Source organism: Pseudomonas sp. MH9.3, assembly GCF_034354675.1.
Classification (GTDB): domain Bacteria; phylum Pseudomonadota; class Gammaproteobacteria; order Pseudomonadales; family Pseudomonadaceae; genus Aquipseudomonas.
In genome coordinates this window covers 5,345,947-5,371,490 of record NZ_CP133785.1, presented here as the reverse complement: position 1 = coordinate 5,371,490, position 25,544 = coordinate 5,345,947, and the positions used below count along the sequence as shown (strand labels likewise).

Genomic DNA, 25,544 nt, shown 5'->3' with positions numbered 1-25,544 from the left:
GCTATCGGGAGCAAACCCCCTCCCACATTGTTTAAACCGTGTCTCAGGCCTGGATCAAACCATTGATCTTCACGGTCGGGTTCACGTCGGCCTCGTAGTCCACGCCGTCGACCTCAAAACCGAACAAGCGCAGGAACTCAGCCTTGTAGCCAGCGAAATCGCTGATCTCGTTGACGTTGTCGTCGGTCACCTGATTCCACAATGCGGCCACGGCGTCCTGAACCTTCGGTTCCAGCTCGGCCAGGTCGGCGCGCAGACGGCCATCGGCGTCCAGCTTGGGCTCGTTGCCGTACAGGCTGTCCTTGAACAGGCCATAGACCTGCTCGATGCAGCCTTCGTGGGTGCCCTGCTCTTTCATCACCTTGAACAGCAGCGACAGGTACAGCGGCATGATCGGGATCGCCGAGCTGGCCTGGGTGACCACGGCCTTGAGCACCGACACACGGGCATCGCCCTTGAGCGCCGCGAGGTTGTCGCGCAGGGTCAGGACTTTTTTATCCAGGTCTTTCTTGGCTTCGCCGATGGAACCGTTCCAGTAGATGTCCTGGGTCAGCTTCTCGCCGAGGTAGGTGAACGCTGTGGTCTTGGCGCCTTCGGCCAGTACGTCGGCGTCGCGCAGGGCGTCGATCCACAACTGCCAGTCTTCGCCGCCCATGACTTTCACGGTGCCGTCGATTTCTTCCTGGGTGGCCGGTTCAAGCGTGGTGTCGACCACGACGCCCTTGTCGGTGTTGATGCCGCGCAGGGTCACGGCCTTGCCGATCGGTTTGAGGGTGGAGGTGTGCACCACGCCCTGCGGGTCGGTACGGCGCGGCGCGGCCAGGCTGTAGACCACGAGGTCGATCTTGCCCAGGTCTTTCCTGATGGTGTCGATGGTCAGGCGCTTGATCTCGTCGGAGAACGCGTCGCCGTTGATGCTCTTGGCGTACAGGCCTTTCTCGACGGCAAACTTCTCGAACGCCGCGCTGTTGTACCAGCCGGCGGAACTGAGTTTGCCCTCTTCGCCTTCTTTCTCAAAAAACACGCCCAGGGTGTCGGCGCCACAGCCAAACGCAGCACTGATGCGCGCGGCCAGGCCGTAGCCAGTGGAAGCACCGAGTACCAGCACCTTTTTGGGGCCGCCCTCGATGACGCCATGTTGAGTCACGTAGTCGATCTGCTCTTTGACATTCGCTTCACAGCCAACAGGGTGAGCGGTCACACAGATGAAGCCACGAACCCGCGGTTTGATGATCATAAAAATTCTGCCTCTTCCAAGGTGTCGAAGGCCAATGGTGGCCATTCAACTTAATCGTACCGGTCTATGACGCCCAAAAAACCGAAGCGTCACGATAGTCGCAAATCTTCCGTTTACAAAATCCAATCCGCACAGCGGGCCAAGTGCGGCTAGGGTTAGAACTGAGCGCATTCTTCACAATTTCCCACTACTTAAAACGCCCGCGAACGGTAGAACGCCTTTATCATGAACGGATTGTTTCAATATGTTTCAAAACCAACCACTCGCGGCCATGGATCCGGACCTGTCGAATGGCGTCCAGCTGGAGCTGAGTTTGATGAGCAAGTCGGTTTTACGTAAAAGAGCAGTGTCGCTCGCCTGGGTAGCAGGCATCCTGCTGATCATTGGTCTGTTCCCCCTGACCTCGGCGGTATTCCTTGGGCTGGTAATGGTGTGCGGTGTGTACGACTTCCTGCGCAACGGCCTGTACGACCGCGACACCATCAAGAAATATTTCATCGGAAACGGACGCAACACCTGGGTGCTGGCACCGCTCAACACCCTGCTCGACCTGCTGAGCCGCCGTAATCGCCATGTTTATACGATGCATGATCTGCCGCCGGCCTGGCGCGAGGACCTGCAACAGGTGATCGACGACGCCATGGCCCACAAGGACGAAATCATCGGCTACCTGGATACGCGCATGGCCGAGAAAAAGCGCGGCATGCTGTTTTTCCAGTGGTACGGCCGTCCGATCGAAACCACGTTGGATATTCCGCAACTGCGCAAGAAACTGCCGTTCGTGAAGACCATCGGCGTATCGGTGTTCAACGAAAACCGCTCCACCTCGTTTCACTTCGGCCCGTTGCGCATGATGTTTCGCGTGCTCTACAACATGGCGCCGGCACCGCACCACGAAGGCGTGTACATCCAGGTCGGCAAACACAAACACTACTGGCACGACGACCCGCTGTTTATTTTCGATGACACGCTGATGCACGCCTCCTTCAACAAGAACGACGCAAAGCGTTACTGCCTGTTTATCGACATCGTGCGGCCGACAATGCTGCCCTCGGTGCTGAATGCCGTGATTGCCGGTTTTGCCGGCCTGGTCTTTACCCTGCGTCGGGTTTTCTACAAAAACTGGAAGCTGATTCAGTAGGTTCTGCGGCATGATGGGGGTGGACGGTATTTGCGCTCGGCCTTGCGCCTGAGGTAAATATTCGGCTCGCGCGCCGTCAACGGCGCCCACTCTTCTCAAGCCAACGCATCCCAAAGGATGCGGTGGCTGTGCTTTCAAGGAATCAGAATGCCCCAACGTCACGTCATCAACGCCTCCGTCAGCCCCAAGGGCAGCCTCGAAACCCTCTCCCAACGCGAAGTCCAGCAACTGAGCGCCGCCGGCACCGGAAGCATCTACACCCTGTTTCGCCAGTGCGCCCTGGCCATCCTCAACACCGGCGCGCACATCGACAACGCCAAGACCATCCTCGACGCCTACAAAGATTTTGAAGTGCGTATCCATCAGCAGGACCGCGGCGTACGCCTCGAACTGGTGAACGCGCCGGCAGACGCATTCGTCGACGGCGAAATGATCGCCAGCACCCGTGAGATGCTGTTCAGCGCCCTGCGCGACATCGTCTACACCGAGAACGAACTCGGCAGCCAGCGCATCGACCTGAGCGACTCACAGGGCATCACCGACTACGTATTCCACCTGCTGCGCAACGCCCGTACGCTGCGCCCGGGCGTCGAGCCGAAAATCGTGGTGTGCTGGGGCGGGCACTCGATCAACACCGAAGAATACAAATACACCAAGAAAGTCGGCCACGAACTGGGCCTGCGCAGCCTTGACGTGTGCACCGGCTGCGGCCCCGGCGTGATGAAAGGGCCGATGAAGGGCGCGACCATTTCCCACGCCAAGCAACGCATCACCGGCGGGCGCTATCTGGGTTTGACCGAGCCTGGCATCATCGCCGCCGAGGCACCGAACCCCATCGTCAACGAACTGGTGATCCTGCCGGACATCGAAAAGCGCCTGGAAGCTTTTGTGCGCGTGGGCCACGGCATCATCATCTTCCCGGGCGGGGCAGGCACGGCCGAAGAGTTCCTGTACCTGCTGGGCATTCTGATGCACCCGGACAACCGCGACGTGCCGTTCCCGGTAGTGCTTACCGGGCCCAAACACGCGGCGCCCTATCTGGAACAACTGCATGCGTTCGTCGGCGCCACCCTGGGTGAAGCCGCGCAACAGCACTACCAGATCATCATCGACGATCCAGCCGAAGTGGCGCGCCAGATGACCGCCGGCCTCAAGGCGGTGAAGCAGTTCCGTCGCGAGCGCAACGATGCGTTTCACTTCAACTGGCTGCTCAAGATCGACGAGGGCTTCCAGCGTCCGTTCGATCCCACCCACGAAAACATGGCCAGCCTGCAGTTGAGTCATGCGCTGGCACCCCATGAGTTGGCGGCCAACCTGCGTCGTGCATTCTCGGGAATCGTGGCGGGCAACGTGAAGGACAAGGGCATTCGCCTGATCGAGGAAAACGGTCCTTACGAAATTAACGGCGACCCGGCGATCATGAAACCACTGGATGAGCTGTTGAAGGCATTCGTGGCCCAGCACCGGATGAAACTGCCGGGCGGCGCAGCGTATGTGCCGTGTTATCGCGTGGTGCAATAAGCCCCGCGCTGTTGGTCATAGTTTGTAGCGCTTTAGGGCACGAGCGGGCGTGTGAGGATCCTGCGTTCGGACTAGGGTTTTCCTATTCCAACTCACTTCTGCGAGCAACCTATGGACCAACGGATCTTGTCCTTCAGCACTCCTTACTCTAGGGTAAGGGGCATTATGTTGGAGGTATTAACCATGGCAACCGCCACACTGACGTCGAAGGGGCAAATCACTATTCCTGTCCAGGTCAGGACAGCCCTGGGCCTGGAAACAGGCGACCGGGTGGAGTTCGTCGAGATGGAAGACGGCAAGTTTTCCATGATTGCCGCGAGCAAAACCGTCAAGGATCTCAAGGGGCTGATCAACACGCCTGCCAGGCCCGTATCCATCGAGGACATGAATCAGGCCATCGCGGCCCGGGGAGCAAAAGCGCGATGATCGGCCTGGATACCAATGTGCTGGTGCGCTACGTCACCCAGGACGATGCGGTGCAGTCGGCCAAGGCATCGCACCTGATCGAATCACTGACTGCCGCATCGCCAGGTTTTGTCAGCGTGGTGTCCATCGTGGAATTGGTGTGGGTCCTGCAGTCCTGCTACCAATCGGCCAAGGCCGACGTGGTGCTGGTGCTGGAGACCCTGCTGCACACCCGCGAACTGACCATCGAACACGCCGATATCGTCTGGAAGGCACTGCGCAAGTTCATCGCCAGCAAGGCCGACTTTGCGGACTGCCTGATCGAGCGTTGCGCCCACGCGGCCGGCTGCGAATACACCGCCACATTCGACCTCGACGCCGCCAAAACGACGGGCATGAAGCGACTGGGCTGAGCCGCGGCGTTGCAGCTGACGGCGAGCTTTGCTAAAAAATCGACTGTCCCCTTGATCAAGAGAACACCGAACGTGCGCACGCTTCTGCTCACAGCCGTGACCCTACTGCCTGCCCTCGCCTTGGGCGATGCCATCGTCTGGCCCGACTTGCCGCAGAGCTGCTTCGTCAGCGGCCGCTCGGCCACCAATGAGGACGTGGACAGCGGGTGCGCGGCGTTCCTGATCAATGTGAAGGGCAAGGCCGCAGGTACGCCGATAGCGCTGGATATTCCGCAGTACGCGGTGCATATGGACGAAACATCGGGTAAGGAAACACCGGTGATCATTATCCAGGCGGAGGAAAACGGCGACGTCAAGGCGGTGGGATATCGCGAGCTGGGCACCGATCAACTCGGGGCGGCACTGCTGCGAGAGGTTCGGCTCCTGGGTACCCAGAAGCCGATTTAACCAGGCTCAGCGCACCCAGCCACCCACCTGCCAGTGGAAACCATCGCTGTGCTGCACCCAGTGCGGATGCACATAACGATAACCCTCGCGAACCGGCTCCCAATGGCCGTGCACCGCGACATACCGCCCGCCCGTCCAGCGCCAGTAACCGCGCGACCATACATAGCCATAACGTGGCGCCGGCTCGACCTCGATCACCTGCACCGGCGGCGGTTGTGGCGCGACCACTTCAACGTAATCACGCTGCATCGGAACGCGTTCATGAACCACGCGCTCCTGTACACATCCAGATGCTGCGACGACCACTGCCGCCAATGCCGCATAACGTAACAACATACAAAACCCTCGGGCGCTTACACCCTGCAATGGTAAAAATCCCCCCTTGCTGCAACCACGCTCCTGCATGGCCCTGGGTATTTTTTAACAGGATGTGTCTGTCAGCTTGCTGAACCTGCACGCCTTACGAGGTGCATGCGACTGTCGGTCGTTTCACGATCGCCACGCCGACAAAACTGATCAACAGCCCTACCCACTGCCAGCCGCCGCTGCGCTCGGTATCGCTGCCGGTGGACAGTGCCGCCGTCATCAGCGGCTGCAGCGCGGCTATGATGGCCGCAATGCCAGGGGGCAAGCCATTCTGCCTGCATGAGCAGGTCAGGCATTTCAAGGTGTGAACGTCGCCCATAAAAAAGCCCGCTGACCGTCACCGGTTCAGCGGGCTTTTTCTTCAGCGATGCGTGTTGCTGAGCAGCTTACAGCGCCAGGTCGGACGCCGGCTTGCTCGGCTCAGCCGCAGGTTTGGCAGCCTCGGTGGCCTTTGGCGCCGCCATTTGCGGGATCGCAGGCGGTGGCGTCAATTGCAGAACACCGGCGGTGTAGGCCCATTCCTTGGCAACCGCTTCCGGGCTGTCGTTCAGCTTGGTGCCGTAGCTCGGTACGATCTGGTGCAGCTTGGCCTGCCACTCAGGGGTCGCCACCTTGTCCTTGAACACTTTCTGCAGCACGGTCAGCATGATCGGAGCCGCGGTGGACGCGCCTGGCGATGCACCCAGCAGGCCTGCGATGGTGTTGTCGGCGGAGCTGACCACTTCGGTACCGAGTTTCAGGACGCCGCCCTGTTCTTCGTCACGCTTGATGATCTGCACGCGCTGGCCGGCTTGCCACAGGCGCCAGTCGGACTGCTTGGCGTTCGGGAAGTATTCCTGCAGTGCCTTGAAGCGGTCGTCGTCCGACAGCATCAGTTGGCCGGCAAGGTACTCGACCAGCGGGTATTCACGAATACCGACTTTGGTCATGGGCCAGATGTTGTGAGTGGTGGTGCTGGTCAGCAGGTCCAGGTACGAGCCTTCCTTCAGGAACTTGGTGGAGAAGGTCGCGAATGGGCCAAACAGGATCACGCGCTTGCCGTCCAGCACGCGGGTGTCCAGGTGCGGAACCGACATCGGCGGTGCGCCAACCGAGGCCTTACCGTAGGCCTTGGCCATGTGCTGCTCGGCGATGGCCGGGTTATCGGTCACCAGGAACGAGCCGCCGACCGGGAAGCCTGCGTATTCCTTGGCTTCAGGAATGCCCGACTTCTGCAGCAGGTGCAGTGCACCGCCGCCCGCGCCGATGAACACGAACTTGGCGTCGGTTTCGGTCTTGGTGCCGTCTTTCAGGTTTTTGTAGCTCACACGCCACGAGCCGTCGGCGTTCTTGGTGATGTCCTGCACTTCGCTCGACAGTTTCAGGTCAAATTTCGGCGTGGTTTGCAGGTGCGCGACGAACTGGCGGGTGATCTCGCCGAAGTTCACGTCGGTGCCGATCGGGGTCCAGGTGGCCGCGATTTTCTGGCTCGGGTCACGCCCTTGCATCATCAGCGGAACCCACTTGGCGATCTGCGCCGGGTCTTCGGAGTACTGCATGCCGGCGAACAGCGGGCTCGCTTTCAGGGCTTCGTAGCGTTTTTTCAGGAACTTGATGTTGTCATCGCCCCACACAAAGCTCATGTGCGGTGTGGAGTTGATAAACGAACGCGGGTTCTTCAGCACGCCCTGCTGGACCTGCCAGGACCAGAACTGACGGGAGATCTGGAACGCTTCGTTGATCTCGACCGCTTTCGGGATCTCAACGTTGCCGTTCTTGTCTTCCGGGGTGTAGTTCAGCTCAGCCAGGGCCGAGTGACCGGTACCGGCGTTGTTCCAGCCATTGGAGCTTTCTTCGGCCACGCCATCGAGGCGCTCGACCATCTCCATCGACCAGTCCGGCTGCAGCTCGTTGAGCCAGACACCCAGGGTTGCACTCATGATGCCGCCGCCGATCAGCAGCACATCGACTTTCTTTGCCTCTTCCGCGTGAACGGACGTGATCCCCATCGACAAAGCCAGCCCCAGCAGGGCAGTGTTTACTTTTTTAAACATCAGTAGCACCTATGATAAAACGCCATCCGCCCTACCGCCCCTGACTCTGCAGACCGTAGGGTGGGCACACAAGGCCGACGTATCGACCTCACTTTTGTCCCTTCTGCGCTGACTTTTTATCATTATTGGCTTCAGCTACCTGGGCGACAGCCCACCGCCGGGACGTATACGGATGTACGCACCCGGGAAAGACCTGTCCAGAACGGCGCGCAGAATATCATGCCAAACAGCGTTTATGGGTCGTTTGGCCAATTGACAGCATTAAATCGCGGCTTTTATTGCGCAGGTGTCAAGGCTGGCAGGCGCGACCTGAGGTCACAGGCCTGGAACTCTCGGACAAGCGGCTGTTCTAGACACCTTCACCGTCGCGTGCGTAGCATCGACGACTGTCTTTCGTGCACCCATTCAAACAGAGCCATCCATGTCTATCCAGCAAACACCCGGGCACCTGCTGCCCGCGCGCAGTGCCGCCAAAATGGAAGCGGCCATGGCCGTGGGCGCTTTCGCAATCGGCACCGGCGAATTCGCCATCATGGGCCTGATGCCCGACATCGCCCAAAACCTCAACCTGAGCGAACCCCAGGTCGGCCACGCCATCAGCGCCTACGCCCTGGGCGTGATGGTCGGCGCCCCACTGCTGGCGATCCTCGGTGCCAAACTGCTGCGCAAACATATGCTGCTGTTATTGATGGCGCTTTACGCCTTGGGCAACCTCGCCACCGCCTTCACCCCGAGCTTCAGCTCACTGGTGGCCTTCCGCTTCATCAGCGGCCTGCCCCACGGCGCCTACTTCGGCATCGCCGCGGTGGTCGCCTCGAGCATGGTGCCCTCGGATAAACGCGCCGGCGCCGTCGCCCGCGTGATGATGGGCCTGACCCTCGCCATGTTGCTGGGCAACCCCATCGCTACCTTCCTCGGCCAACACTTGGGCTGGCGCTCGGCCTTCGCCCTGGTCAGCGTGATTGCCCTGTGCACCATCGCGCTGGTCTGGCAATTCGTGCCCCACCGCCACGACGAAGAACGCAGCGACCCGCGCAAGGAAATGCGCGCCTTCACCAAACCGCAGGTGTGGATGGCCCTGTGCATCGGCGCGATTGGCTTTGCCGGGATGTTCTGCGTATTCAGCTACCTGGCGCCGACCATGCTGGAAGTGACCAAAGTGTCGCCACAGTGGATTCCGTTTGGCCTCGCGGCGTTTGGTGTCGGCGGGATCATCGGCAACATCGCAGGCGGCAAACTGTTTGATCGCATGCAGTTTCGCGCGGTGGGGCTGATATTGGTGTGGTCGATTGCCGTGCTGCTGTTCTTCCCGTTCGCCGCATCGTCGCTGTGGGGCGTGCTGCTGAGCATGGGCCTGGTCGGCACCATGGTGTCGCTGGCGGCACCGTTGCAGATCCGCCTGATGGACATCGCCCACGAAGCCCCAAGCCTGGCGGCCGCGTCCAACCACGCGGCATTCAACCTGGCGAACGCGCTGGGGCCGTGGTTTGGGGGAATGGCGATTACAGCGGGATTTGGCTGGACCAGCACTGGCTACATCGGCGCAGCGACCGCACTGCTCGGCCTGGGCCTTTACCTCATCGCCCGACGCATGAAAGGCGGGCACTAACTCGCCAACCTGCGCAGTACCACTGTGGGAGGGGGCTTGCTCCCGATAGCAATGGGTCAGTCACCACAAAACTGGCTGGCCCAGTGCCGCATCAATCATCATGCAACAACCCCGAACCATACTCTCCATAACTGCTACCCAGCCCGCTGCCGCCAAAACTCATTTTGGCGGCTTTACTCGGGCTATGGTCGCCAAACGCCTGGCATCCACCCGAGAAGCATGGGTCGCTGCTGACGTTCGCGCCCGAGGAGCAGGCGTTCAATAGCAATGTGCCGCTGATCAGCAAAAGTTTGACGAGGTTTGAGGTCATTTCCTGGGTTCTCTGCAGGCTGGAGGCGTTGGGCCTCTCTTGCAGAGAATCGTAAACCTCAACACGGCAGAGAATGATGAAATTTTGCTTGGGGACAGGATGCGTCCAGGGCGCCGACCTGGTAAACGCTCACATCCGCTGTAACACGTAGCTGTTCTCAAAACCATGCACGCTTCCCAGCACGTTGAAGTCTCTGAAGAACCCCGTAGCCCTGAGCAGATCGACCGCAGGCCCCACCTCAGGCGAGTGTTTAAAGTCGCGATAATCGTCCAGCACAATAAAACCGCCCGGCACCACGCTCGGCGAATACAGCAGGAAATCCAGCAACACGTTGCGCATGGTGTGACCGCCATCGATATGCAACAGCGCAACCCTGGGCGCCAGATTGTAGAAACGCTCGGCACTGAGTTCCGAGAAGCCGCGAATCACCACCGCATCAGGCAGCATCAACGCCCGATAGTGACTGAACTCCTCAAACTGGTTCGGCAACTCAAACGGGTCAATACCGATGATACGCCGCTCGCCATTGCACACCTCGTTCATCAGCATCAACGACTTGCCCTTCCACACGCCGATTTCCACCACGTCACCCGGCAGTTCGGCCACCAAAAGCGACAGGTAGCCCAGCAGGCGTACGTGATCATGGAACGATAACTCACGACGCTCCATCGCCTGCTCAGGCGGCAAGCTGGCCTGGGCCTGTTCGAAATGCTGGCCGATCAGTTCCCAAACCTGGGCGATGCTGCCAGTCAACTCCGGGTTGCTGGTGAACTCGTTGAGTTCCTGGATAGTTATCATTGTTTTCTGATCACTCCGAACGGCTAGAGGGACATAGGTTGGCTGCGTCCTGGCGGTCAGGCCGGGAACCGATGATGGGCATCAAGAACGTCGCGGCAATTTCGGCGAGAAATAAGCGCTGACTTTTTAAGACCACATCCTTCAATACTAGCTCGGATCCTACCGACGCGTGATAAGGCGTCGCTCATCGTCAGAACGCGACCCGGGCGACAGAGGCGCTTTGCGTCCTTGCCCAGCACTGTCGTGAAACGGGCAATATACGCCGCTCCGACAGCCAGCATGCATCCCTGATAAACTGCGCGTCATTCGCCATGATCCAGACCCTCCAATGCACCTACAATCCGCCCCACTCTCCCGCCGCTTCTCCGTCGCCCCGATGATGGATTGGACCGACCGCCACTGCCGCTACTTCCTGCGTCTGCTCTCCAAACACGCCCTGCTCTACACCGAGATGGTCACCACTGGCGCGATCCTGCACGGTGATCACGAGCGCTTCCTGCGCCACAACGAAGCCGAGCATCCTCTGGCGCTGCAGCTGGGTGGCAGTGTTCCCGCCGACCTGGCCGCGTGTGCGCGCATGGCCGAGGCTGCCGGTTACGATGAGGTGAACCTGAACGTCGGTTGCCCCAGCGACCGGGTGCAGAACAACATGATTGGCGCGATCCTGATGGCGCATCCTGCGCTGGTGGCCGATTGTGTGAAGGCGATGCGTGATGCGGTGTCGATCCCGGTGACCGTCAAGCATCGTATCGGCATTAATGGACGGGACAGTTATGCCCAGCTGGGTGATTTCGTCGGGCAGGTGAAGGATGCGGGCTGTACCAGTTTTACCGTGCATGCGCGCATCGCGATTCTGGAGGGGTTGTCGCCCAAGGAGAATCGTGACATTCCGCCATTGCGCTATGACGTGGCGGCGCAGTTGAAGCAGGACTTTCCCGAGCTGGAGATTGTTCTCAACGGCGGGATCAAGACGCTGGAGGAGTGCGAGGCGCATTTGCAGACGTTCGATGGGGTGATGCTGGGCCGCGAGGCTTATCACAATCCCTATGTGCTGGCGCAGGTGGATCAGCGGTTGTTTGGAAGCGAGGCGCCGGTGATCAGTCGGGCGCAGGTGTTGGTGCAGTTGCGGCCTTATATTGCTGAGCATCTGGCCAGTGGTGGGACGATGCATCACATTACTCGGCATATATTGGGGTTGGGCACCGGGTTTCCGGGGGCTCGGAAGTTTCGGCAGTTGTTGTCGGTGGATATTCACAAGGCTGCGGATCCGTTGGCGTTGCTGGATCAGGCGGGGGAGTTGCTGGAGGGGCGTTGATCGTTAATGTGTGGTGGCTGGGCTGGCGCTATCGGGAGCAAGCCCCCTCCCACATTGTGATCGGGGTGACATCCGGCAATCGGGTTGAACCTGCCACCGATTGCGGCCTCCAATTACCGAGTAAGACCCGCCATTCAAACGGCTGTTTTCAGGTTGTTGCCCTCGCAAACGATCGAACGCATTTGCGCCCTTGAGCGCCTGCTGGCGCTCGGGTAATGTCATCAGACCCATAGGACAGAGCACGCCCATGACTTCCAAGCTGGAACAACTCAAGCAATTCACCACCGTGGTAGCCGATACCGGCGATTTTTCCACCCTCGCCAAGCTCAAGCCGCAGGACGCTACCACCAACCCTTCCCTGCTGCTCAAGGCCGCGTCGATCCCGGGCTACGCCAAGCTGCTGGACGAGTGTGTGCAGGACTGCAACGGCGATGTCGGCCTGGCCAGTGACCGTTTTGCGGTGGCGGTGGGTCAGGAGATTCTCAAGGTGGTGCCGGGGCGTATTTCCACCGAGGTGGATGCCCGCCTGTCGTTCGACACCGACGCCGTACTCAAGCGTGCGCACCGTCTGATCGACCTGTACGACAAAGCCGGCGTTGGCCGCGACCGCGTGCTGATCAAGATCGCTTCCACCTGGGAAGGCATCCGCGCCGCCGAGCAACTGGAAAAGGAAGGCATCCAGACCAACCTGACGCTGCTGTTCTCGTTTGCCCAGGCCGTAGCCTGCGCCGAGGCCGGGGTGTTCCTGATTTCGCCGTTCGTGGGCCGTATCTACGATTGGTACAAGAAGGCCAATGGCAACGACTACACCGGTTCCGATGACCCGGGCGTGCAGTCGGTGACGCGCATCTACAACTACTACAAGGCCAATGGCTACAAGACCGTCGTGATGGGTGCGAGCTTCCGTAACTTGAGCCAGATCGAAGAGCTGGCCGGGTGTGATCGCCTGACCATCAGCCCGGACCTGCTGGAGAAGCTGGCGGCCGATGAAGGCAAGCTGGAGCGCAAGTTGGCGCCAGGCCATGCCGGTGAAGCGCGGGTGCACATGACTGAAGCGCAGTTCCGTTGGGAGTCCAACGAGGATGCGATGGCGACCGAGAAGCTGGCGGAGGGGATTCGTCAGTTTGCCCGCGATCAGGAGAAGCTGGAGGCGTTGTTGACTGCCAAGCTGTAAAGGCAGGCAGCAGCAAAAAGGGCGGCACCTGTGAGGGTGCCGCCCTTTTTTGTGGTCGCTGATCCCAAGCCGAACTCCCACATTTGATTGTGTTCCAGCAGTGGGGGATCAGTGGCGTTCGAGAGCATTCACGAGGTCGTGAAAGGCTTCGCGATTGGACTCGTTGAGCCCCATCAGGATCTTGTGCGCTTCCAGCACCTTGACCCGCACGATCTCCTCGGACTGGTCCTGGGACGGCAGGTCGGTGAGGCATTCCGGGCACGGGATCGGACGGTCGACGATGTTGAACACCTGATCGAAGCCCATGGACTGCAGCAGCCGGGTGATGTCGTCGTGGGTGGTGACGACGGTGGGCAACAGGCCGACCTTCTGCCGCGACAGAATGGACAGCTTGGCCAGCAGCCCCAGGGTGGTGCTGTCGATGCTGCGGGTTTCGGTCAGATCGATCACGATCGCCGAGAAGTTCAGCGCAGTGAAGATCCGCTCAATCGTCGCATCCAGCGCTGAACACAAGGTCAGGCGCACTTCACCGACGAATTTGAGGACGAAGGTTCCGTCCTGCTCGGCGAATTGGATTCTTCCGGTACTCATCAAAGATTCCTGCTCAACACCAGTAGGGCGATATCATCCGGCATCTCCCCCAGCGTGGCCAATCCAAAAACCTGCCGCAGGCCATCCAGGCTGCCGCCCGCCGACTTGACCTTTTGGGGCAAGGCGGCTTCTTTCTCTTTGAGTGTAGGCTCTGGAAGAAGATCCAGGATGCCGTCGGACATCAGCGTAAGGCTGAACGTCGGCGGCAGTTCCAGGATATGGTCTTCGTAGGTGGCTTCATTGAACAAGCCCACCGGCAGACCACGGCCTTCCAGGTAACGCACACTGTCTGGAGTGTATAGAACAGGCATCGGCAGGTGACCGCCAATACTGTAGGTCAAAAGACCGGTTTCTTCATCGATCACGCCGCCCACCATCGTTACGTGCTTGCCCAGCTTGCAGCTGATCAGGCCCCGGTTGATGTGGCCCAGCACCTGCGAAGGCGTGAACTCCGGCAGCGTGCCATTGCGCTTGGACTCGAACAACAGCCGTGTGGTCATGAACTTCAACAGTACGGTGACAAATGCAGAGGACGCCCCGTGCCCGGACACGTCGGCCAGGTAGAACGCCACACGGCGCTCATCCACGCGGAAATAGTCGACAAAATCTCCCGACAGGTACAGCGAAGGGATGATCTGGTGAGCGAACTGAAAGTCGTCGATGGTCCAGGGGCTCACCGGCAGCATATTCATCTGTACCTGGCGACCGGCGTTCTGGTCTTCCTGGAGCAGGTTCAGGCTGGCTTCGAGTTCGCGGTTGGCGGTTTCGAGCTTTTCGCGGTAGCGCAGGTTTTCCTGCAGCAGGCGCGCGCGGTCAAGGGCGCGGCGCACCGAATGCTCCAGCACGGCCAGGTCTTCCAGGGGCTTGATCAGGTAATCGGCGGCGCCCAGGCGCAGGGCCTCGACGGCATCGTTCATCACGCCGGCACCGGACACTACGATCACTGGCGTCTGCGGCGCGCGCTCGGTCACCTGGCGGATCAGCTCCAGGCCGCCCATCTGGGGCATGCGCAGGTCGCAGATCACGAGGTCGGGCTGGTCGCGCTCGAACACCTGGAGACCCTGTTGGCCATTGCTGGCCTGCAGGACGCTGAAGCCACTGTCTTCCAAATAGGCCGCGAGGCTCGCGCGCACTACTTCGTCGTCATCGATTATCAGCAGCGTGGCACTGGTTTTTTGCATGTGGGCAAACGGCGCCAGAATTAGGTTGGCGTAGGCAGCGCGACAATGGCCGGGCTCACACTACTGGATTCGCTTTCTAGCCTCTCTGTCCTACAAAGCACGGGCGTTTTGCCCACGCACAACTGTAAAGCAGAGGTGCCCTTCTAAGGCGCAGACGGTACTCCCATCCGTCAGGGGTTTCAAGCTCACGCCGATGGTCGCCGAGCCTCTTTACACCGCAAATCACCGGGAGTTATAAGAACAGCTACCACCACAACACAAAGTAAGGATGGAACCTGTGAGCGAACACGAGCGCGACTACGCTGAAAAACGCGATTTCATCCGCATGCGGGTGGATGCCGATGTGTCATTGATCCATGCCGGGCAGGAAATTGCCGGGGTTTGCGTGGACCTTTCCAGTTCCGGCATGCAGGTGCAGGCACCTCGCCAGTTCAACGTCGGCGATCAGCTGACCGTCCGCATCGATTCGGAGCACGCCGCCCTCAAGGGCCTGGAGGCTGATACCGAAGTGGTATGGGCCAAGACGACGGGCGAAGAACAGCAACTGGGGCTCAGGATCCTGAAAATGCGCTAAAAGCTGCGCACAAAAAAGGCGACCATTGGGTCGCCTTTTTCGTTTCAAAACGTCTCGACTTAGAAGTCGTCGACGACCTTGCCGTCCTTGACCTTGAACTCGCGGTTCTGCAGGTAAGCGTTACGGATAAAGGTGTATTTGTCGCCTGTGATCAGTTTTTCGCTGTCGAGCAGGCTGGCGCGGGTATCGACCAGGTTCAAGCCGAAGACGCTGTTGCGCCAGTCGATGTCATTCATGTAGCGGTACGGCGAGGTGTAGCTGTCGACGTATTTGGACGGCGCATCACGCAAGGTGCTTGGGCCGAGCAGTGGCAGCATCACGTAAGGACCGCTGCCCACGCCCCAGTAACCGAGGGTCTGGCCAAAGTCTTCATCGCTGCGCTGCAGGCCCATGCGGGTGCCGACGTCGACGAAGCCCAGCACGCCGAAGGTGGTGTTGACCAACAGACGGGCGGTGTCCACGCCAGCGTTGTGCGGCTTGAGCTGCAGCACGTTGTTGGCGAGGTTGCCGACATCGCCGATGTTGCGGAAGAAGTTATGCACGCCGTCCTGCACGAATTGCGGAGTGATGAACTGATAGCCTTGGGCAATTGGCTTGAGGGCGTAGGTATCAACCGTATCGTTGAAGGTGAAGATGGGGCGGTTGACGCTTTCCCATGGATCATCTTCCGATGCCGCCTGTGCAGCAAAGGGTACGAATAGTACGGTGGCACACACCGACAGCTGAGCGAAGTACTGGCTCCAGCGCATAGCTTTTGCTCCTTGAATGATCTGTCATGGGCGCTATGCCCTGAATTTGGCCGTCAGTATATGACGGAAGTGCGGGTTTAGGCAGCCACCTGGAAACGTCTTACGAAAAATGCGCAAATTTCTCACAATCAGCCTCGGTGTCATTTATTTGTCATGCCGACTCGATAGCGTCAGAGCTATTTCAGGGATGTTCTGATGCCACACGCCGAGATTGCCGTCGCCACGGCCCCGTCATTGACTGCCGTGCTATTTGGCCTGAGTGGCTGCCTGGTGGACTTCGGTTCCCTGGCCCGCAATGACTCGCCAGCCCCCGACTCCCAAGCCACCCCCGGCGCACTGAACAGTCTGCGCAGCCTGAAGGAACAAGGCGTGCCCTGCGCCTGGCTGGATGAACTGCCGCCCTCGGTGACCGCGCCCCTGGCGGCTACGCTGCCCGCCTGGATCAAGGCCACATCGCCCTCCTCCATTCGCTGGCCCGCGCCTCATGCGTGCTGGCAAGCCTTGATGGAATTGAACATCGAACGCCTGGAAGGCTGCGTGCTGGTCAGCGGCGAGCCGCGCCTGCTGCAATCGGGCCTCAACGCCGGCCTGTGGACCATCGGTCTGGCTTCCTGCGGCTCTCTGTGCGGCCTGGCACCCGAGCAGTGGCAAGCGCTCACCGAGCAGCAACGCGAGCAAAAGCGCGGCAAGGCGACTGTGGCCCTGTATGGGCTGGGTGTGCACTCGGTGATCGACCACCTCGGTGAACTCGGCACCTGCCTGGCGGACATCAGCCTGCGCCGGCTCAAAGGCGAGAAGCCCTGATCGAGAGCATGCACGGCGGGCCGCAGTGGATTAATCTACCGATCAGCCCGTAGACCTTTCGCGGCACGCCGCGGTCTATGCCAGTGCCTATCGATAAAAGGAAGAACACCATGCCTGCCCGCGAAAAACTGCAAGAACAGGTCAACATTCTGCGCGAGCAACTGGAACAGGATCCGCCACTGCCGGCCGAAAAGCGTGAAGCGCTGGAAGCCCTGCTTGCCAGGTTTGAAACGCAACTTGAACTGGAGCCGGCCACCCAGACGCCGAGCATTTCCGACGACGTGAATCAGGCGGCCATTGAGTTCGACGCTGATCACCCGGTTATTTCCGGGACCTTGCGCAACATCATGATCACCCTGGGCAACATCGGTATCTAAACGCTTCATGTGGGAGGGAGCTTGCTCCCTCCCACATTGGGTTTTATGTGCAGGCTACTGACGCGCCAGACGCACGTTCTGGAACGCCACCTCCTCAGTGCTGCGATACGGGTTGATATCCAGCCCGCCACGGCGCACATAGCGCGCGTACACCGTCAACCTTTCAGGCTTGAGCAAGCGCTGCAGGTCGAGAAAGATCCGCTCCACACACTGCTCATGAAAGTCCGAATGCTGGCGAAAGCTCACCAGGTATTCCAGCAGACTGGCGTGATCCAACGCCGCACCGCGATAGTCCACCACCACGCTGCCCCAGTCCGGCTGGCTGGTGACCGGGCAATTGGATTTGAGCAAGTGGCTGTGCACGCTCTCCTCCACCACGCGCGAATCGTCGCAGCGCAGCAGTTCCGGACGCGGACGCTCGTAGTTGCTGACGCTGATATCCAACGCATCAATGCACACACCCGGCAAAGCCATCACGCCTTCGGCCTCGACCTCGGCCAGGCTGCGGATACGCACGCTCACCGGCTTGCCGGCGGCAAAGCTCAGGTCGTTGTGCAGTGTGGCTTGCAGGTCCTGGGTATCGGCGAACGCGGTCTGGTTCAGCGAATTGAGGTACAGCTTGAAGGACTTGGATTCAATGATGTTCGGCGAGTCGGCCGGGATGCTGAATTCGCCGATGGCCACCACCGGCTTGCCCGAAGGCAACAACCAGGACAGTTCGAAGCAGTTCCAGAAGTCCACGCCCTTGTACGGCAGGGTCTCGGCGCTCAGGCCCAGCTCGGCCCACTTGGCGGCGCGCGGAATCGGGAACAGCAACGAAGGGGTGTAGGTGCTGATGTATTCACTGGACTTGCCCAGCGGTGAGTGTTCGGCGGCGGGATGCATGACGGGAACCTGGCTAAATAAACCGCGCCAGTCTACCAGCCTTTGCGCCCGCCCTTAATCATCGCCTCACTCAACGGTCAGCGTGCCGACCATTCCTGCCTGATAGTGCCCCGGCAGGTTGCAGGCGAACTCAAGACCGGTGGCCTTGGCGAAGGTCCAGGTCAGCTCGGCGGTTTTACCCGGCTCCACCAGCACACTGTTCGGGTCATCGTGCTTCATCGCACCATGGCCCATGGCAGCATGATCCATCTTCGCCATGCCAGTGGACGTGAGCATGCCGCTGGCCAGCATCTGCAGCATTTCCTTCTGGTGCTCGGCATGCATCGCCGCGTCGCCCAGGTTGAATTCATGGAGCAACTGGCCTTTGTTGACCAGCACAAAGCGCACGGTCTCGCCGGCCTTTACATCCAGGGACTTGGGCGCGAACGCAATGTCCTGCAGGGTCACCTCGACACTGCGCGTGGCTTTATCCGCCGCCGACGGATGACCAAAGGCGAAGCCGTGCGCCGCGTCGGCCAGAGCATCGACACTCAACACCAGCAGGCAGCCTGCCAATAACAAGGATGTACGCAAGGTCATTTCAACGCTCCCACAATGATCTAATCAGGAATATCTCAAGGCATGCGCCGGCTCGATTTTCGCCGCCCGGTACGCCGGGTACAGCGTGGCCAGAAAGCTCAATACAAACCCCGCCGTGCAGATCAGCAGCACATCCCCACCTTGCAGCTCCGAGGGCAGGTTGCTGACAAAATACACGTCCGAACTGAAGATATGCTGCCCGCTCACCCGCTCCAGCCAGCCCACCAGCTCGCTTACATTAAGCGCGGCAATCACCCCCAGCACGCCGCCGATCAGGGTGCCGACAATCCCGATGACCGTGCCCTGCACCATGAAGATCGCCATGATCTGCCGTGGCGTGGCGCCAATGGTGCGCAAAATCGCAATGTCCGCGCCCTTGTCGTTCACCACCATGATCAGGGTGGCAATGATGTTGAACGCTGCCACGGCGACGATCATCAGCAGCAACAGGCCGATCATGGTCTTTTCCATTTTCATCGCACTGAACAGGCTGCCCTGGGTGTGAGTCCAGTCATCCGGTTTGTAGGCCGCACCGAGGCTGGCGGCGATATCGGCCGAGACCTTGGGCGCCGCATACAAGTCCTTTACCGCCAGGCGCACGCTTTGCACCTGATTGGGTTGCCAATGCTGGATCTCGGCGGCGTCGGCCATATGGATCAACGCCATGGAGCCATCCAGCTCGGCACCGACCTTGAAGATACCCACCACGTTCAAGCGCTGCATGCGCGGGGTGATGCCGCCGGGGGCGGTACTGATTTCCGGCACGATCAGGGTCAGTTTGTCGCCCACGTTCAGGCGAAAGCGCCGCGCGGTGATGTCACCGATCACCACGCCGAACTCGCCGGCCTTCAAGTCGTCGAGTTTGCCGCGCACGATGTGCTGGGCCACGATCGACACCTTGCCTTCCTGTGCCGGGTCGACGCCGCTGATCTCGATCGGCTGCATGGCGCCCTTGTAGGAAAACATGCCGTCCATCTGGGTGAAAGGTACGGCAGCGGTCACTTCAGGATTCTTCATCGCCGCCGCTGCCACCGGCCGCCAATCGTCCATCGGCTTCACGCCGACGATGGTGGCGTGGGGCACCATGCCGAGGATGCGTGAGCTCATTTCACGCTGGAAACCGTTCATCACCGAGAGCACCACGATCATCGCCAGCACGCCCAGGGCGAGGCCGATCATCGAGGTCATCGAGATAAACGAGACAAAACGGTTGCGGCGCTTGGCGCGGGTATAGCGCGTGCCGATGAAAATCGATAACGGTCTGAACATTAGCGGGCACCGTCTGAAAAAATGAAAAAGCCCGGCACGTGAAGCACCGGGCCTGAAACGGGTCAGATGGCGACCAGATGACCTTCCTGCAGATGCAGCACGCGATCCATCTGGCGGGCCATGCTCATGTCATGGGTCACCACCAGGAACGCGGTGCGCATCTGGGTGCTCAGTTCCAGCATCAGGTCCTTGATGCCCTGGGCGGTGTGGGAGTCGAGGTTGCCGGTGGGCTCGTCGAGCATCACCAGTCCCGGGTTGTTGACCAGGGCGCGGGCAATCGCCACACGCTGGCGCTCGCCGCCGGACAACTCGGCCGGTTTGTGCTCCAGGCGATGGCCGAGGCCCACGCGCTCGAGCAAGGCCTTGGCGCGCTGGCGTGCTTCGGGGATCGCGGTCTTGCCGATCAGCAGCGGCATGCACACGTTCTCCAGCGCGGTGAATTCCGGCAGCAGATGGTGGAACTGGTACACAAAGCCCAGCGAGCGGTTGCGCAACTGGCCACGGGCCTTTTCACCGAGGGCCGACAGTTCTTCGCCAGCCAGCCATACGCTGCCCTTGGACGGCGTATCAAGGCCGCCCAGCAGGTTGAGCAAGGTACTTTTGCCCGAGCCGGAACTGCCGACGATCGCCACGCGCTCGCCCGGGTGCAACTCAAGTTGCAGGTTGGACAGCACCACCACCGACTCCGGGCCTTCCTCGTAGGATTTGCCCAGGTTGCGGCAGCTCAGGATTGCTTTTTCACTCATGCCCGATTCACTCATAACGTAAGGCCTGTGCTGGCTGGGTACGCGCCGCGCGCCAGGCTGGATACAGGGTGGCAAGAAAACTCAGGACCAACGCGGCGCCGCCCACCATCAACACGTCCTGGGCCTGAACCTGGGACGGCAGGTAGTCGATGAAGTAGACGTCGGCGTTGAGGAACTTGTGACCGAGCACTTTTTCCAGCGCGGCAATCGCGGCGCTGACATTGAGTGCGGCCAGGATCCCGACCGCCGTGCCGATCAGGGTGCCGACCACGCCGATCACGGTGCCCTGCACCATGAAGATCGCCATGATCTGCCCCGGCGTGGCGCCGAGCGTACGCAGGATCGCGATATCGCCCTTCTTGTCATTCACCACCATCACCAGGGTGGAGATGATGTTGAACGCGGCCACGGCGACGATCAGCAGCAACAGCAGGCCGATCATGGCTTTTTCCATGCGGATGGCTTGATACAGGTTGCCATGGGTACGGGTCCAGTCGCGCGCGTAGTACTCGGACTCGCCCAGGTGCTGGGCAATTTCCCAGGCGCCGCGCGGTGCATCGAACAGGTCGTTGAACTTGAGGCGCAGGCCTTGCACCTGGTCCGGCTGCCAGCGATGCAGGCGCGCAAGATCGGTGAGGTTGGTGAGGCCCAGGTAACCGTCAATCTCGCCGGCGCCGACGTGGAAGGTGCCGATCACGGTAAAGCGCTTCATGCGCGGGAACATGCCGGCCGGGGTCACGGTCACTTCCGGCGCGACGAAGGTGAGCTTGTCGCCGACGCCCACGCCGAGCTTGGCCGCCGCCTTGTCGCCGATCACGATACCGAAGCTGCCGGGAGCCAGGTCGTCGAGTTTGCCCTGCAACATGAACTTGTCGATGATCGACACGTTGCGTTCCTGGGCCGGGTCGACGCCATTGAGCAGGATTTTCTGCACCTTGCCGTCATGGGTCAGCAAGCCCTGCATCTGGGTAAAGGGCGCTACGGCCAGCACCTTGGGGTTCTGCTTGACCTTGGCGGCCAGGCTTTGCCAGTCGCTGATCGGTGCATCGCCCTCGATGGTCGCGTGGGGCACCATGCCCAGCACGCGGGTGCGCATCTCATGATCGAAGCCGTTCATCACCGACAGCACCACGATCATCACGACCACGCCCAGGGCGAGACCGATCATCGAGGTCAGGGAAATGAACGACACAAAATGATTGCGACGCTTTGCACGGGTATAACGCGTGCCGATAAATACGAAGAGAGGTCTGAACATGTCGGGGCTTGTTCGGAGGAAAAGAAGACGTCCCGGTGGCGGGGGCTGGTCAGCAGCTTTACACTCAGACCATTGCCGCTAACTGGGGTTCGCCATGTCGACATTAGATGAAGAAGAGCGCCGCGAATACTACCGTATCGACGACATGATCGCACTTCAAATCAAAACCTTGTCGGCCCCCGAAGCGGCGGGCAAGGAAGTGTTGCTAGATGATTCACCGCTGTTCAATCTGCTCAGCGAACTGCACCTCAGCGAATTCGAAGCCCAGCACCTGCTGCGCCAACTGAGCGAGAAGGATCGCACCCTCGCCGCCTTCCTGCGCGTGCAGAACAAACGTCTGGACCTGCTCAGCCAGATCATGGCGCGCGGCCTGCTCGATGAAGTCGGCGCGCCGCAGCCGGTGATCATCTCCGAGGGCGGCATCGACTTCCATCACCCGGCCCCCGTGGCACCCGATTCGCACCTGGCGGTCAAGCTGGTGCTGATGCCCCAGGCGCTCGGCCTGCTGCTGCGTGCGCGAGTCACCCAGTGCACGCCACAGGACGACGGCTTTGAGGTGGCCACGGAATTCGAATCCATGACCGATGCCCAACGCCAATTGCTGGCACGCTACATCCTGCAGAAACAGGCGCAGGAACGCCGCCTGGCGCGGGAACAAAGCGACGACCTCTGACTACGAATTCACTACGCCAGCCACCCTGGCGCAAAGGAGCAACTGTGACCCTGATCTACGGCCATCGCGGTGCCAAAGGCGAAGCACCGGAAAACACCCTGACCAGCTTTCAGGAATGCCTCAAGCACGGCGTACGCCGCTGCGAACTGGACCTGCACCTGTCCATGGACGGCGAGCTGATGGTCATCCACGACCCGACCCTCAAGCGCACCACCGACCGGCGCGGCAAGGTGGTCGAGTATTCAGCGGCGGACCTGGTGAAAATGGATGCGCGCAAAGGCGGACCCGGCTGGGTGAAGCCGTGCCCTATCCCGCGCCTGGAGCAGTTGTTCGAACAGTGCGATTTCGATCATTGGCAACTGGAAGTCAAAAGCGCCTCACGCACCCGCGCCGCGACCACCGTGCTGGCGATTCGCGAGATGGCCGTGCGCTTTGGCCTGATGGACAAGGTCACCGTCACCTCAAGCTCGCGGGAAGTATTGAAAGCGGCGGTGGACCTCACCCCGGACCTGTCACGCGGGCTGGTGGCCGAATACGCCTGGCTCGATCCGTTGAAGGTCGCGCAGAACTACGGCTGTGAGTACCTGGCCTTGAACTGGACACTGTGCACCCCTGAACGGCTGGAAAAAGCCCAGCGCCAGGGTTTGCACGTGTCGGTGTGGACAGTCAACGAACCTGCGCTGATGCGCAGGCTCGCCGACTTCGGCGTAGATAGCCTGATTACAGACTTTCCCGGTTTGGCCACTGCCACCCTCGGGAATTACTGAAATCGGTCTCCCCGGCCGGCTCAGGCCACCGGCCGGAGCCGCTCAAAAAAGCCGGTTGAGGCCGTCGTAGGCGGCTACCCGATAGGCCTCAGCCATGGTCGGGTAGTTGAACGTGGTGTTCACAAAGTACTTGAGGGTATTTTGCTCACCCGGCTGACTCATGATGGCCTGACCGATGTGCACGATCTCCGAGGCCTGGTAGCCGAAGCAGTGCACGCCGAGCACTTCCAGGGTCTCGCGGTGGAACAGGATTTTCAGCATGCCTTGCGGCTCACCGGCAATCTGCGCCCGCGCCATGCTCTTGAAGAACGCCTTGCCCACTTCGTAAGGCACCTTGGCCTTGGTCAGCTCGTGCTCGTTCTTGCCGATCGAGCTGATCTCGGGAATCGTGTAGATCCCGGTCGGCACGTCGTTCACATAGCGCCAGCTGCCGTTGTCGATAATGCTGCCGGCGGCCGAACGACCCTGGTCATGCGCCGCACTGGCCAGACTCGGCCAGCCGATCACGTCGCCGGCGCCGTAGATGTTCGTCACGCAGGTGCGGTAGTTCTCGTCCACTTCGATCTGGCCACGGCTGTTTACCTTGACCCCGATGTTTTCCATGCCCAGCTTGTCGGTGTTGCCGGTACGGCCGTTGCACCACAGCAAGGCGTCGGCCTTGATCTTCTTGCCGGACTTGAGGTGCAGGATCACCCCGTTGTCCAGGCCTTCGACCCGCTCGTACTCTTCGTTGTGACGCACGGTGATGTTGTTGTTGCTGAAGTGGTAGCTCAACGCCTGGGAGATTTCCGAGTCGAGGAAGCTGAGCAACTGGTCGCGGTTGTCCACCAGCTCGACCAGCACACCCAGGCCGCTGAAGATCGAGGCGTATTCACAGCCGATCACACCGGCGCCGTAGATGATCAGCTTGCGCGGGGTATGGCCCAGGCTCAGGATGGTGTCGCTATCGTAGATACGCGGGTGGTGGAAATCGATGTCCGCCGGGCGGTACGGGCGCGAACCGGTGGCGATGATGATGTGCTTGGCCACCAGCTTCTCGACCACGCCATTGGCGCAGACCACTTCGACAGTCTGCTCGTCGGCGAAGCTGCCGGTGCCGAAAAACAGGTCGACGCGGTTACGGGCGTAAAAGCCGGTACGCGAGGCCACTTGTTTGGCAATGACTTTTTCGGCGCTTTTCAACACGTCCGGGAAGGAGAACCAGCGCGGCTCGCCAATCGCCCGGAACATCGGGTTGGTGTTGAACTGCATGATCTGGCGGACCGAGTGACGCAAGGCCTTGGACGGGATGGTGCCCAGGTGGGTGCAGTTGCCGCCGACCTGGCGACGGCTGTCGACCATCGCCACCTTGCGCCCCGCTTTGGCGGCGTTCATTGCCGCGCCTTCTCCAGCCGGGCCGGAACCCAGTACCACCACGTCGTAGTTGTAGACAGCCATGCGTACTCCTCAGAACAGGCCAGGCGTACGGTTGGACGCCTGGCTAAATCATGCCGCGGCCAGCGGTCATGAAGGACAATTTGGCTCAAGTGTGTGAACCGGGGCACAGTCTATAAAAGGCTCACCGCCGCGCACATTAACCCTTGGTCGCGTCGTAGGCCAGTCTTGCCATACTACAGCACCCAAATCAGCGCTGAATTCAGGAAGGGCCATTATGCGACAACTCTTTATCTGCTTGATGCTCATGCTGTCGATCACCGCGCACGCCAACGATGCCGACCGGCTCAGGCAAGCGGCTTTCCGGCCGCAGGTCGAGGGGCTGGTGCTGAAAAATCAGGCGGTGCTCAATTATCTCTGGGCGGATGTGTATGCGGCTGCTCTGTATGCGCCAGCGGATTCGAGCGCAAGGCAAGCCTGGGATCAACAGAAAGCGCTGCGCCTGGAGCTCTATTACTTTCGCGACATTGACCGCAATGATGTGATCAAGGCCGCCACGGCTACCCTGGAGCGCCAGCAGGCCAGCGCCCGGTTAAAGCCGGAGCTGGACAAGTTGCACGCCAGTTTTCGCACTATCCGCAGCGGCGATCGCTATGCACTGGATGTTCGACCGGGACGCGGTTTGAACCTGGAGATCAATGGCAAGGTGGTGTTCAGCAGTCGCGATGAGGCGCTGGCGAAGGCCTATCTGGGCATCTGGCTGGCGCCCAAGGGCTTGTCCGACAGCCTGCGCAGCGCGTTACTCAATTGAGAAGAATGTTGACTGCCCCGCCGCTATCGGGAGCAAGCCCCCTCCCACAGTTTGACTGCATTCACACAGTCGAAATGTGGGAGGGGGCTTGCTCCCGATGAGGCCCTCACAAACAACACAAACTGCCCGCCATAAAA

Annotated in this window: 28 protein-coding genes and 1 pseudogene; 14 read left to right on the top strand and 15 right to left on the bottom strand. The window is 60.4% G+C overall.

Features of this window, described 5'->3' with window-relative positions; translation table 11 throughout:
- Positions 1 to 43: 43 nt before the first annotated feature.
- Entirely contained in the window at positions 44 to 1,237 is a 1,194-nt protein-coding gene (gene fabV, locus RHM60_RS23990; protein WP_209980331.1) for an enoyl-ACP reductase FabV, read from the bottom strand.
- Between the two features lie 316 nt (positions 1,238 to 1,553).
- Here fabV and RHM60_RS23985 point away from each other — a divergent pair, with 316 nt between their 5' ends.
- From RHM60_RS23985 to RHM60_RS23965, 5 genes are all read left to right on the top strand, one after another.
- Complete coding sequence (locus tag RHM60_RS23985; RefSeq protein WP_322212991.1) at positions 1,554 to 2,378, top strand: aspartyl/asparaginyl beta-hydroxylase domain-containing protein; 825 nt, start codon at positions 1,554 to 1,556, stop codon at positions 2,376 to 2,378.
- A 147-nt stretch (positions 2,379 to 2,525) separates the two neighbouring features.
- The gene (gene ppnN, locus RHM60_RS23980; RefSeq protein ID WP_209980327.1) at positions 2,526 to 3,899 is read left to right on the top strand and encodes a nucleotide 5'-monophosphate nucleosidase PpnN; all 1,374 of its coding nucleotides are present in this window, start codon (positions 2,526 to 2,528) and stop codon (positions 3,897 to 3,899) included.
- 111 nt (positions 3,900 to 4,010) lie between these two features.
- A complete protein-coding gene (locus RHM60_RS23975) occupies positions 4,011 to 4,325 on the top strand; it encodes an AbrB/MazE/SpoVT family DNA-binding domain-containing protein (RefSeq protein ID WP_209980324.1) in 315 nt (104 codons plus the stop codon).
- Positions 4,322 to 4,717, top strand: coding sequence for a PIN domain-containing protein (locus RHM60_RS23970; protein WP_231423165.1), 396 nt, complete (start codon positions 4,322 to 4,324; stop codon positions 4,715 to 4,717). Before RHM60_RS23975 ends, RHM60_RS23970 begins: the two co-directional genes overlap by 4 nt.
- 72 nt (positions 4,718 to 4,789) lie before the next feature.
- Positions 4,790 to 5,164 carry a hypothetical protein gene (locus RHM60_RS23965; RefSeq protein WP_322212990.1) on the top strand — a complete coding sequence of 125 codons (375 nt, stop codon included), beginning with the start codon at positions 4,790 to 4,792 and terminating at the stop codon, positions 5,162 to 5,164.
- Between the two features lie 6 nt (positions 5,165 to 5,170).
- On the opposite strand, the gene RHM60_RS23960 is transcribed toward RHM60_RS23965, so the two are convergent.
- The 3 genes and pseudogenes from RHM60_RS23960 to mqo form a co-directional block, all read right to left on the bottom strand.
- Complete coding sequence (locus RHM60_RS23960; protein ID WP_057009591.1) at positions 5,171 to 5,500, bottom strand: YXWGXW repeat-containing protein; 330 nt, start codon at positions 5,498 to 5,500, stop codon at positions 5,171 to 5,173.
- A 154-nt stretch (positions 5,501 to 5,654) separates the two neighbouring features.
- A pseudogene (locus RHM60_RS23955) lies at positions 5,655 to 5,804 on the bottom strand (EamA family transporter); the annotation flags it as partial.
- A gap of 112 nt (positions 5,805 to 5,916) precedes the next feature.
- On the bottom strand, positions 5,917 to 7,563 hold the full coding sequence (gene mqo, locus RHM60_RS23950; RefSeq protein WP_209980318.1) for a malate dehydrogenase (quinone): 1,647 nt from the start codon (positions 7,561 to 7,563) through the stop codon (positions 5,917 to 5,919).
- 421 nt (positions 7,564 to 7,984) lie between these two features.
- On the opposite strand from mqo, the gene RHM60_RS23945 reads away from it, so the two are divergent.
- On the top strand, positions 7,985 to 9,172 hold the full coding sequence (locus RHM60_RS23945) for an MFS transporter (protein WP_322212988.1): 1,188 nt from the start codon (positions 7,985 to 7,987) through the stop codon (positions 9,170 to 9,172).
- Positions 9,173 to 9,263: 91 nt separating this feature from the next.
- Here RHM60_RS23945 and RHM60_RS23940 read toward each other — a convergent pair whose 3' ends face one another.
- On the bottom strand, positions 9,264 to 9,482 hold the full coding sequence (locus RHM60_RS23940; RefSeq protein WP_322212987.1) for a hypothetical protein: 219 nt from the start codon (positions 9,480 to 9,482) through the stop codon (positions 9,264 to 9,266).
- 129 nt (positions 9,483 to 9,611) lie between these two features.
- Positions 9,612 to 10,280 (bottom strand): class I SAM-dependent methyltransferase, encoded by a 669-nt coding sequence (locus RHM60_RS23935; protein ID WP_322212986.1) that lies wholly within the window; start codon positions 10,278 to 10,280, stop codon positions 9,612 to 9,614.
- Between the two features lie 328 nt (positions 10,281 to 10,608).
- Between RHM60_RS23935 and dusA the strand changes: the two genes are divergently transcribed.
- Both dusA and tal read left to right on the top strand, forming a co-directional pair.
- The gene (gene dusA / locus RHM60_RS23930) at positions 10,609 to 11,595 is read left to right on the top strand and encodes a tRNA dihydrouridine(20/20a) synthase DusA (RefSeq protein ID WP_322212985.1); all 987 of its coding nucleotides are present in this window, start codon (positions 10,609 to 10,611) and stop codon (positions 11,593 to 11,595) included.
- A gap of 247 nt (positions 11,596 to 11,842) precedes the next feature.
- Complete coding sequence (gene tal, locus RHM60_RS23925; RefSeq protein ID WP_322212984.1) at positions 11,843 to 12,769, top strand: transaldolase; 927 nt, start codon at positions 11,843 to 11,845, stop codon at positions 12,767 to 12,769.
- 108 nt (positions 12,770 to 12,877) lie between these two features.
- On the opposite strand, the gene rssC is transcribed toward tal, so the two are convergent.
- Together rssC and rssB are read right to left on the bottom strand one after the other, a co-directional pair.
- Positions 12,878 to 13,360, bottom strand: a complete 483-nt coding sequence (rssC, locus tag RHM60_RS23920; RefSeq protein ID WP_003235194.1) for an anti-sigma factor antagonist RssC — start codon at positions 13,358 to 13,360, stop codon at positions 12,878 to 12,880.
- Positions 13,360 to 14,541 carry a two-component system response regulator RssB gene (rssB, locus tag RHM60_RS23915; RefSeq protein ID WP_209990164.1) on the bottom strand — a complete coding sequence of 394 codons (1,182 nt, stop codon included), beginning with the start codon at positions 14,539 to 14,541 and terminating at the stop codon, positions 13,360 to 13,362. Before rssB ends, rssC begins: the two co-directional genes overlap by 1 nt.
- 277 nt (positions 14,542 to 14,818) lie before the next feature.
- Here rssB and RHM60_RS23910 point away from each other — a divergent pair, with 277 nt between their 5' ends.
- Complete coding sequence (locus tag RHM60_RS23910; RefSeq protein WP_322212982.1) at positions 14,819 to 15,115, top strand: PilZ domain-containing protein; 297 nt, start codon at positions 14,819 to 14,821, stop codon at positions 15,113 to 15,115.
- Between the two features lie 59 nt (positions 15,116 to 15,174).
- Here RHM60_RS23910 and RHM60_RS23905 read toward each other — a convergent pair whose 3' ends face one another.
- Complete coding sequence (locus RHM60_RS23905) at positions 15,175 to 15,864, bottom strand: VacJ family lipoprotein (protein WP_057009580.1); 690 nt, start codon at positions 15,862 to 15,864, stop codon at positions 15,175 to 15,177.
- Between the two features lie 195 nt (positions 15,865 to 16,059).
- Here RHM60_RS23905 and RHM60_RS23900 point away from each other — a divergent pair, with 195 nt between their 5' ends.
- Both RHM60_RS23900 and RHM60_RS23895 read left to right on the top strand, forming a co-directional pair.
- On the top strand, positions 16,060 to 16,668 hold the full coding sequence (locus tag RHM60_RS23900; protein ID WP_231423182.1) for an HAD family phosphatase: 609 nt from the start codon (positions 16,060 to 16,062) through the stop codon (positions 16,666 to 16,668).
- A 110-nt stretch (positions 16,669 to 16,778) separates the two neighbouring features.
- The gene (locus RHM60_RS23895; protein ID WP_057009578.1) at positions 16,779 to 17,045 is read left to right on the top strand and encodes a DUF4404 family protein; all 267 of its coding nucleotides are present in this window, start codon (positions 16,779 to 16,781) and stop codon (positions 17,043 to 17,045) included.
- 54 nt (positions 17,046 to 17,099) lie between these two features.
- On the opposite strand, the gene queF is transcribed toward RHM60_RS23895, so the two are convergent.
- From queF to RHM60_RS23870, 5 genes are all read right to left on the bottom strand, one after another.
- Positions 17,100 to 17,930 (bottom strand): NADPH-dependent 7-cyano-7-deazaguanine reductase QueF, encoded by an 831-nt coding sequence (gene queF, locus RHM60_RS23890; protein ID WP_322212979.1) that lies wholly within the window; start codon positions 17,928 to 17,930, stop codon positions 17,100 to 17,102.
- A 66-nt stretch (positions 17,931 to 17,996) separates the two neighbouring features.
- Positions 17,997 to 18,509, bottom strand: a complete 513-nt coding sequence (locus tag RHM60_RS23885; RefSeq protein ID WP_209990154.1) for a cupredoxin domain-containing protein — start codon at positions 18,507 to 18,509, stop codon at positions 17,997 to 17,999.
- A 24-nt stretch (positions 18,510 to 18,533) separates the two neighbouring features.
- Entirely contained in the window at positions 18,534 to 19,778 is a 1,245-nt protein-coding gene (locus RHM60_RS23880) for a lipoprotein-releasing ABC transporter permease subunit (RefSeq protein WP_209990150.1), read from the bottom strand.
- Between the two features lie 62 nt (positions 19,779 to 19,840).
- Positions 19,841 to 20,524: a lipoprotein-releasing ABC transporter ATP-binding protein LolD gene (gene lolD, locus RHM60_RS23875; RefSeq protein ID WP_167325114.1), complete on the bottom strand. Its 684-nt coding sequence runs from the start codon at positions 20,522 to 20,524 to the stop codon at positions 19,841 to 19,843.
- Positions 20,525 to 20,531: 7 nt separating this feature from the next.
- Entirely contained in the window at positions 20,532 to 21,782 is a 1,251-nt protein-coding gene (locus RHM60_RS23870) for a lipoprotein-releasing ABC transporter permease subunit (protein WP_060549107.1), read from the bottom strand.
- 94 nt (positions 21,783 to 21,876) lie between these two features.
- Here RHM60_RS23870 and RHM60_RS23865 point away from each other — a divergent pair, with 94 nt between their 5' ends.
- Positions 21,877 to 22,455, top strand: coding sequence for a PilZ domain-containing protein (locus tag RHM60_RS23865; RefSeq protein WP_209990140.1), 579 nt, complete (start codon positions 21,877 to 21,879; stop codon positions 22,453 to 22,455).
- Between the two features lie 44 nt (positions 22,456 to 22,499).
- The gene (locus RHM60_RS23860) at positions 22,500 to 23,222 is read left to right on the top strand and encodes a glycerophosphodiester phosphodiesterase (RefSeq protein WP_057009572.1); all 723 of its coding nucleotides are present in this window, start codon (positions 22,500 to 22,502) and stop codon (positions 23,220 to 23,222) included.
- 42 nt (positions 23,223 to 23,264) lie between these two features.
- Here the strand turns inward: RHM60_RS23860 and sthA are convergent, their stop codons facing one another.
- A complete protein-coding gene (gene sthA / locus RHM60_RS23855) occupies positions 23,265 to 24,659 on the bottom strand; it encodes a Si-specific NAD(P)(+) transhydrogenase (RefSeq protein ID WP_057009571.1) in 1,395 nt (464 codons plus the stop codon).
- 214 nt (positions 24,660 to 24,873) lie between these two features.
- On the opposite strand from sthA, the gene RHM60_RS23850 reads away from it, so the two are divergent.
- Positions 24,874 to 25,407, top strand: coding sequence for a chalcone isomerase family protein (locus tag RHM60_RS23850; protein WP_209990137.1), 534 nt, complete (start codon positions 24,874 to 24,876; stop codon positions 25,405 to 25,407).
- The last annotated feature ends 137 nt before the right edge of the window (positions 25,408 to 25,544 follow it).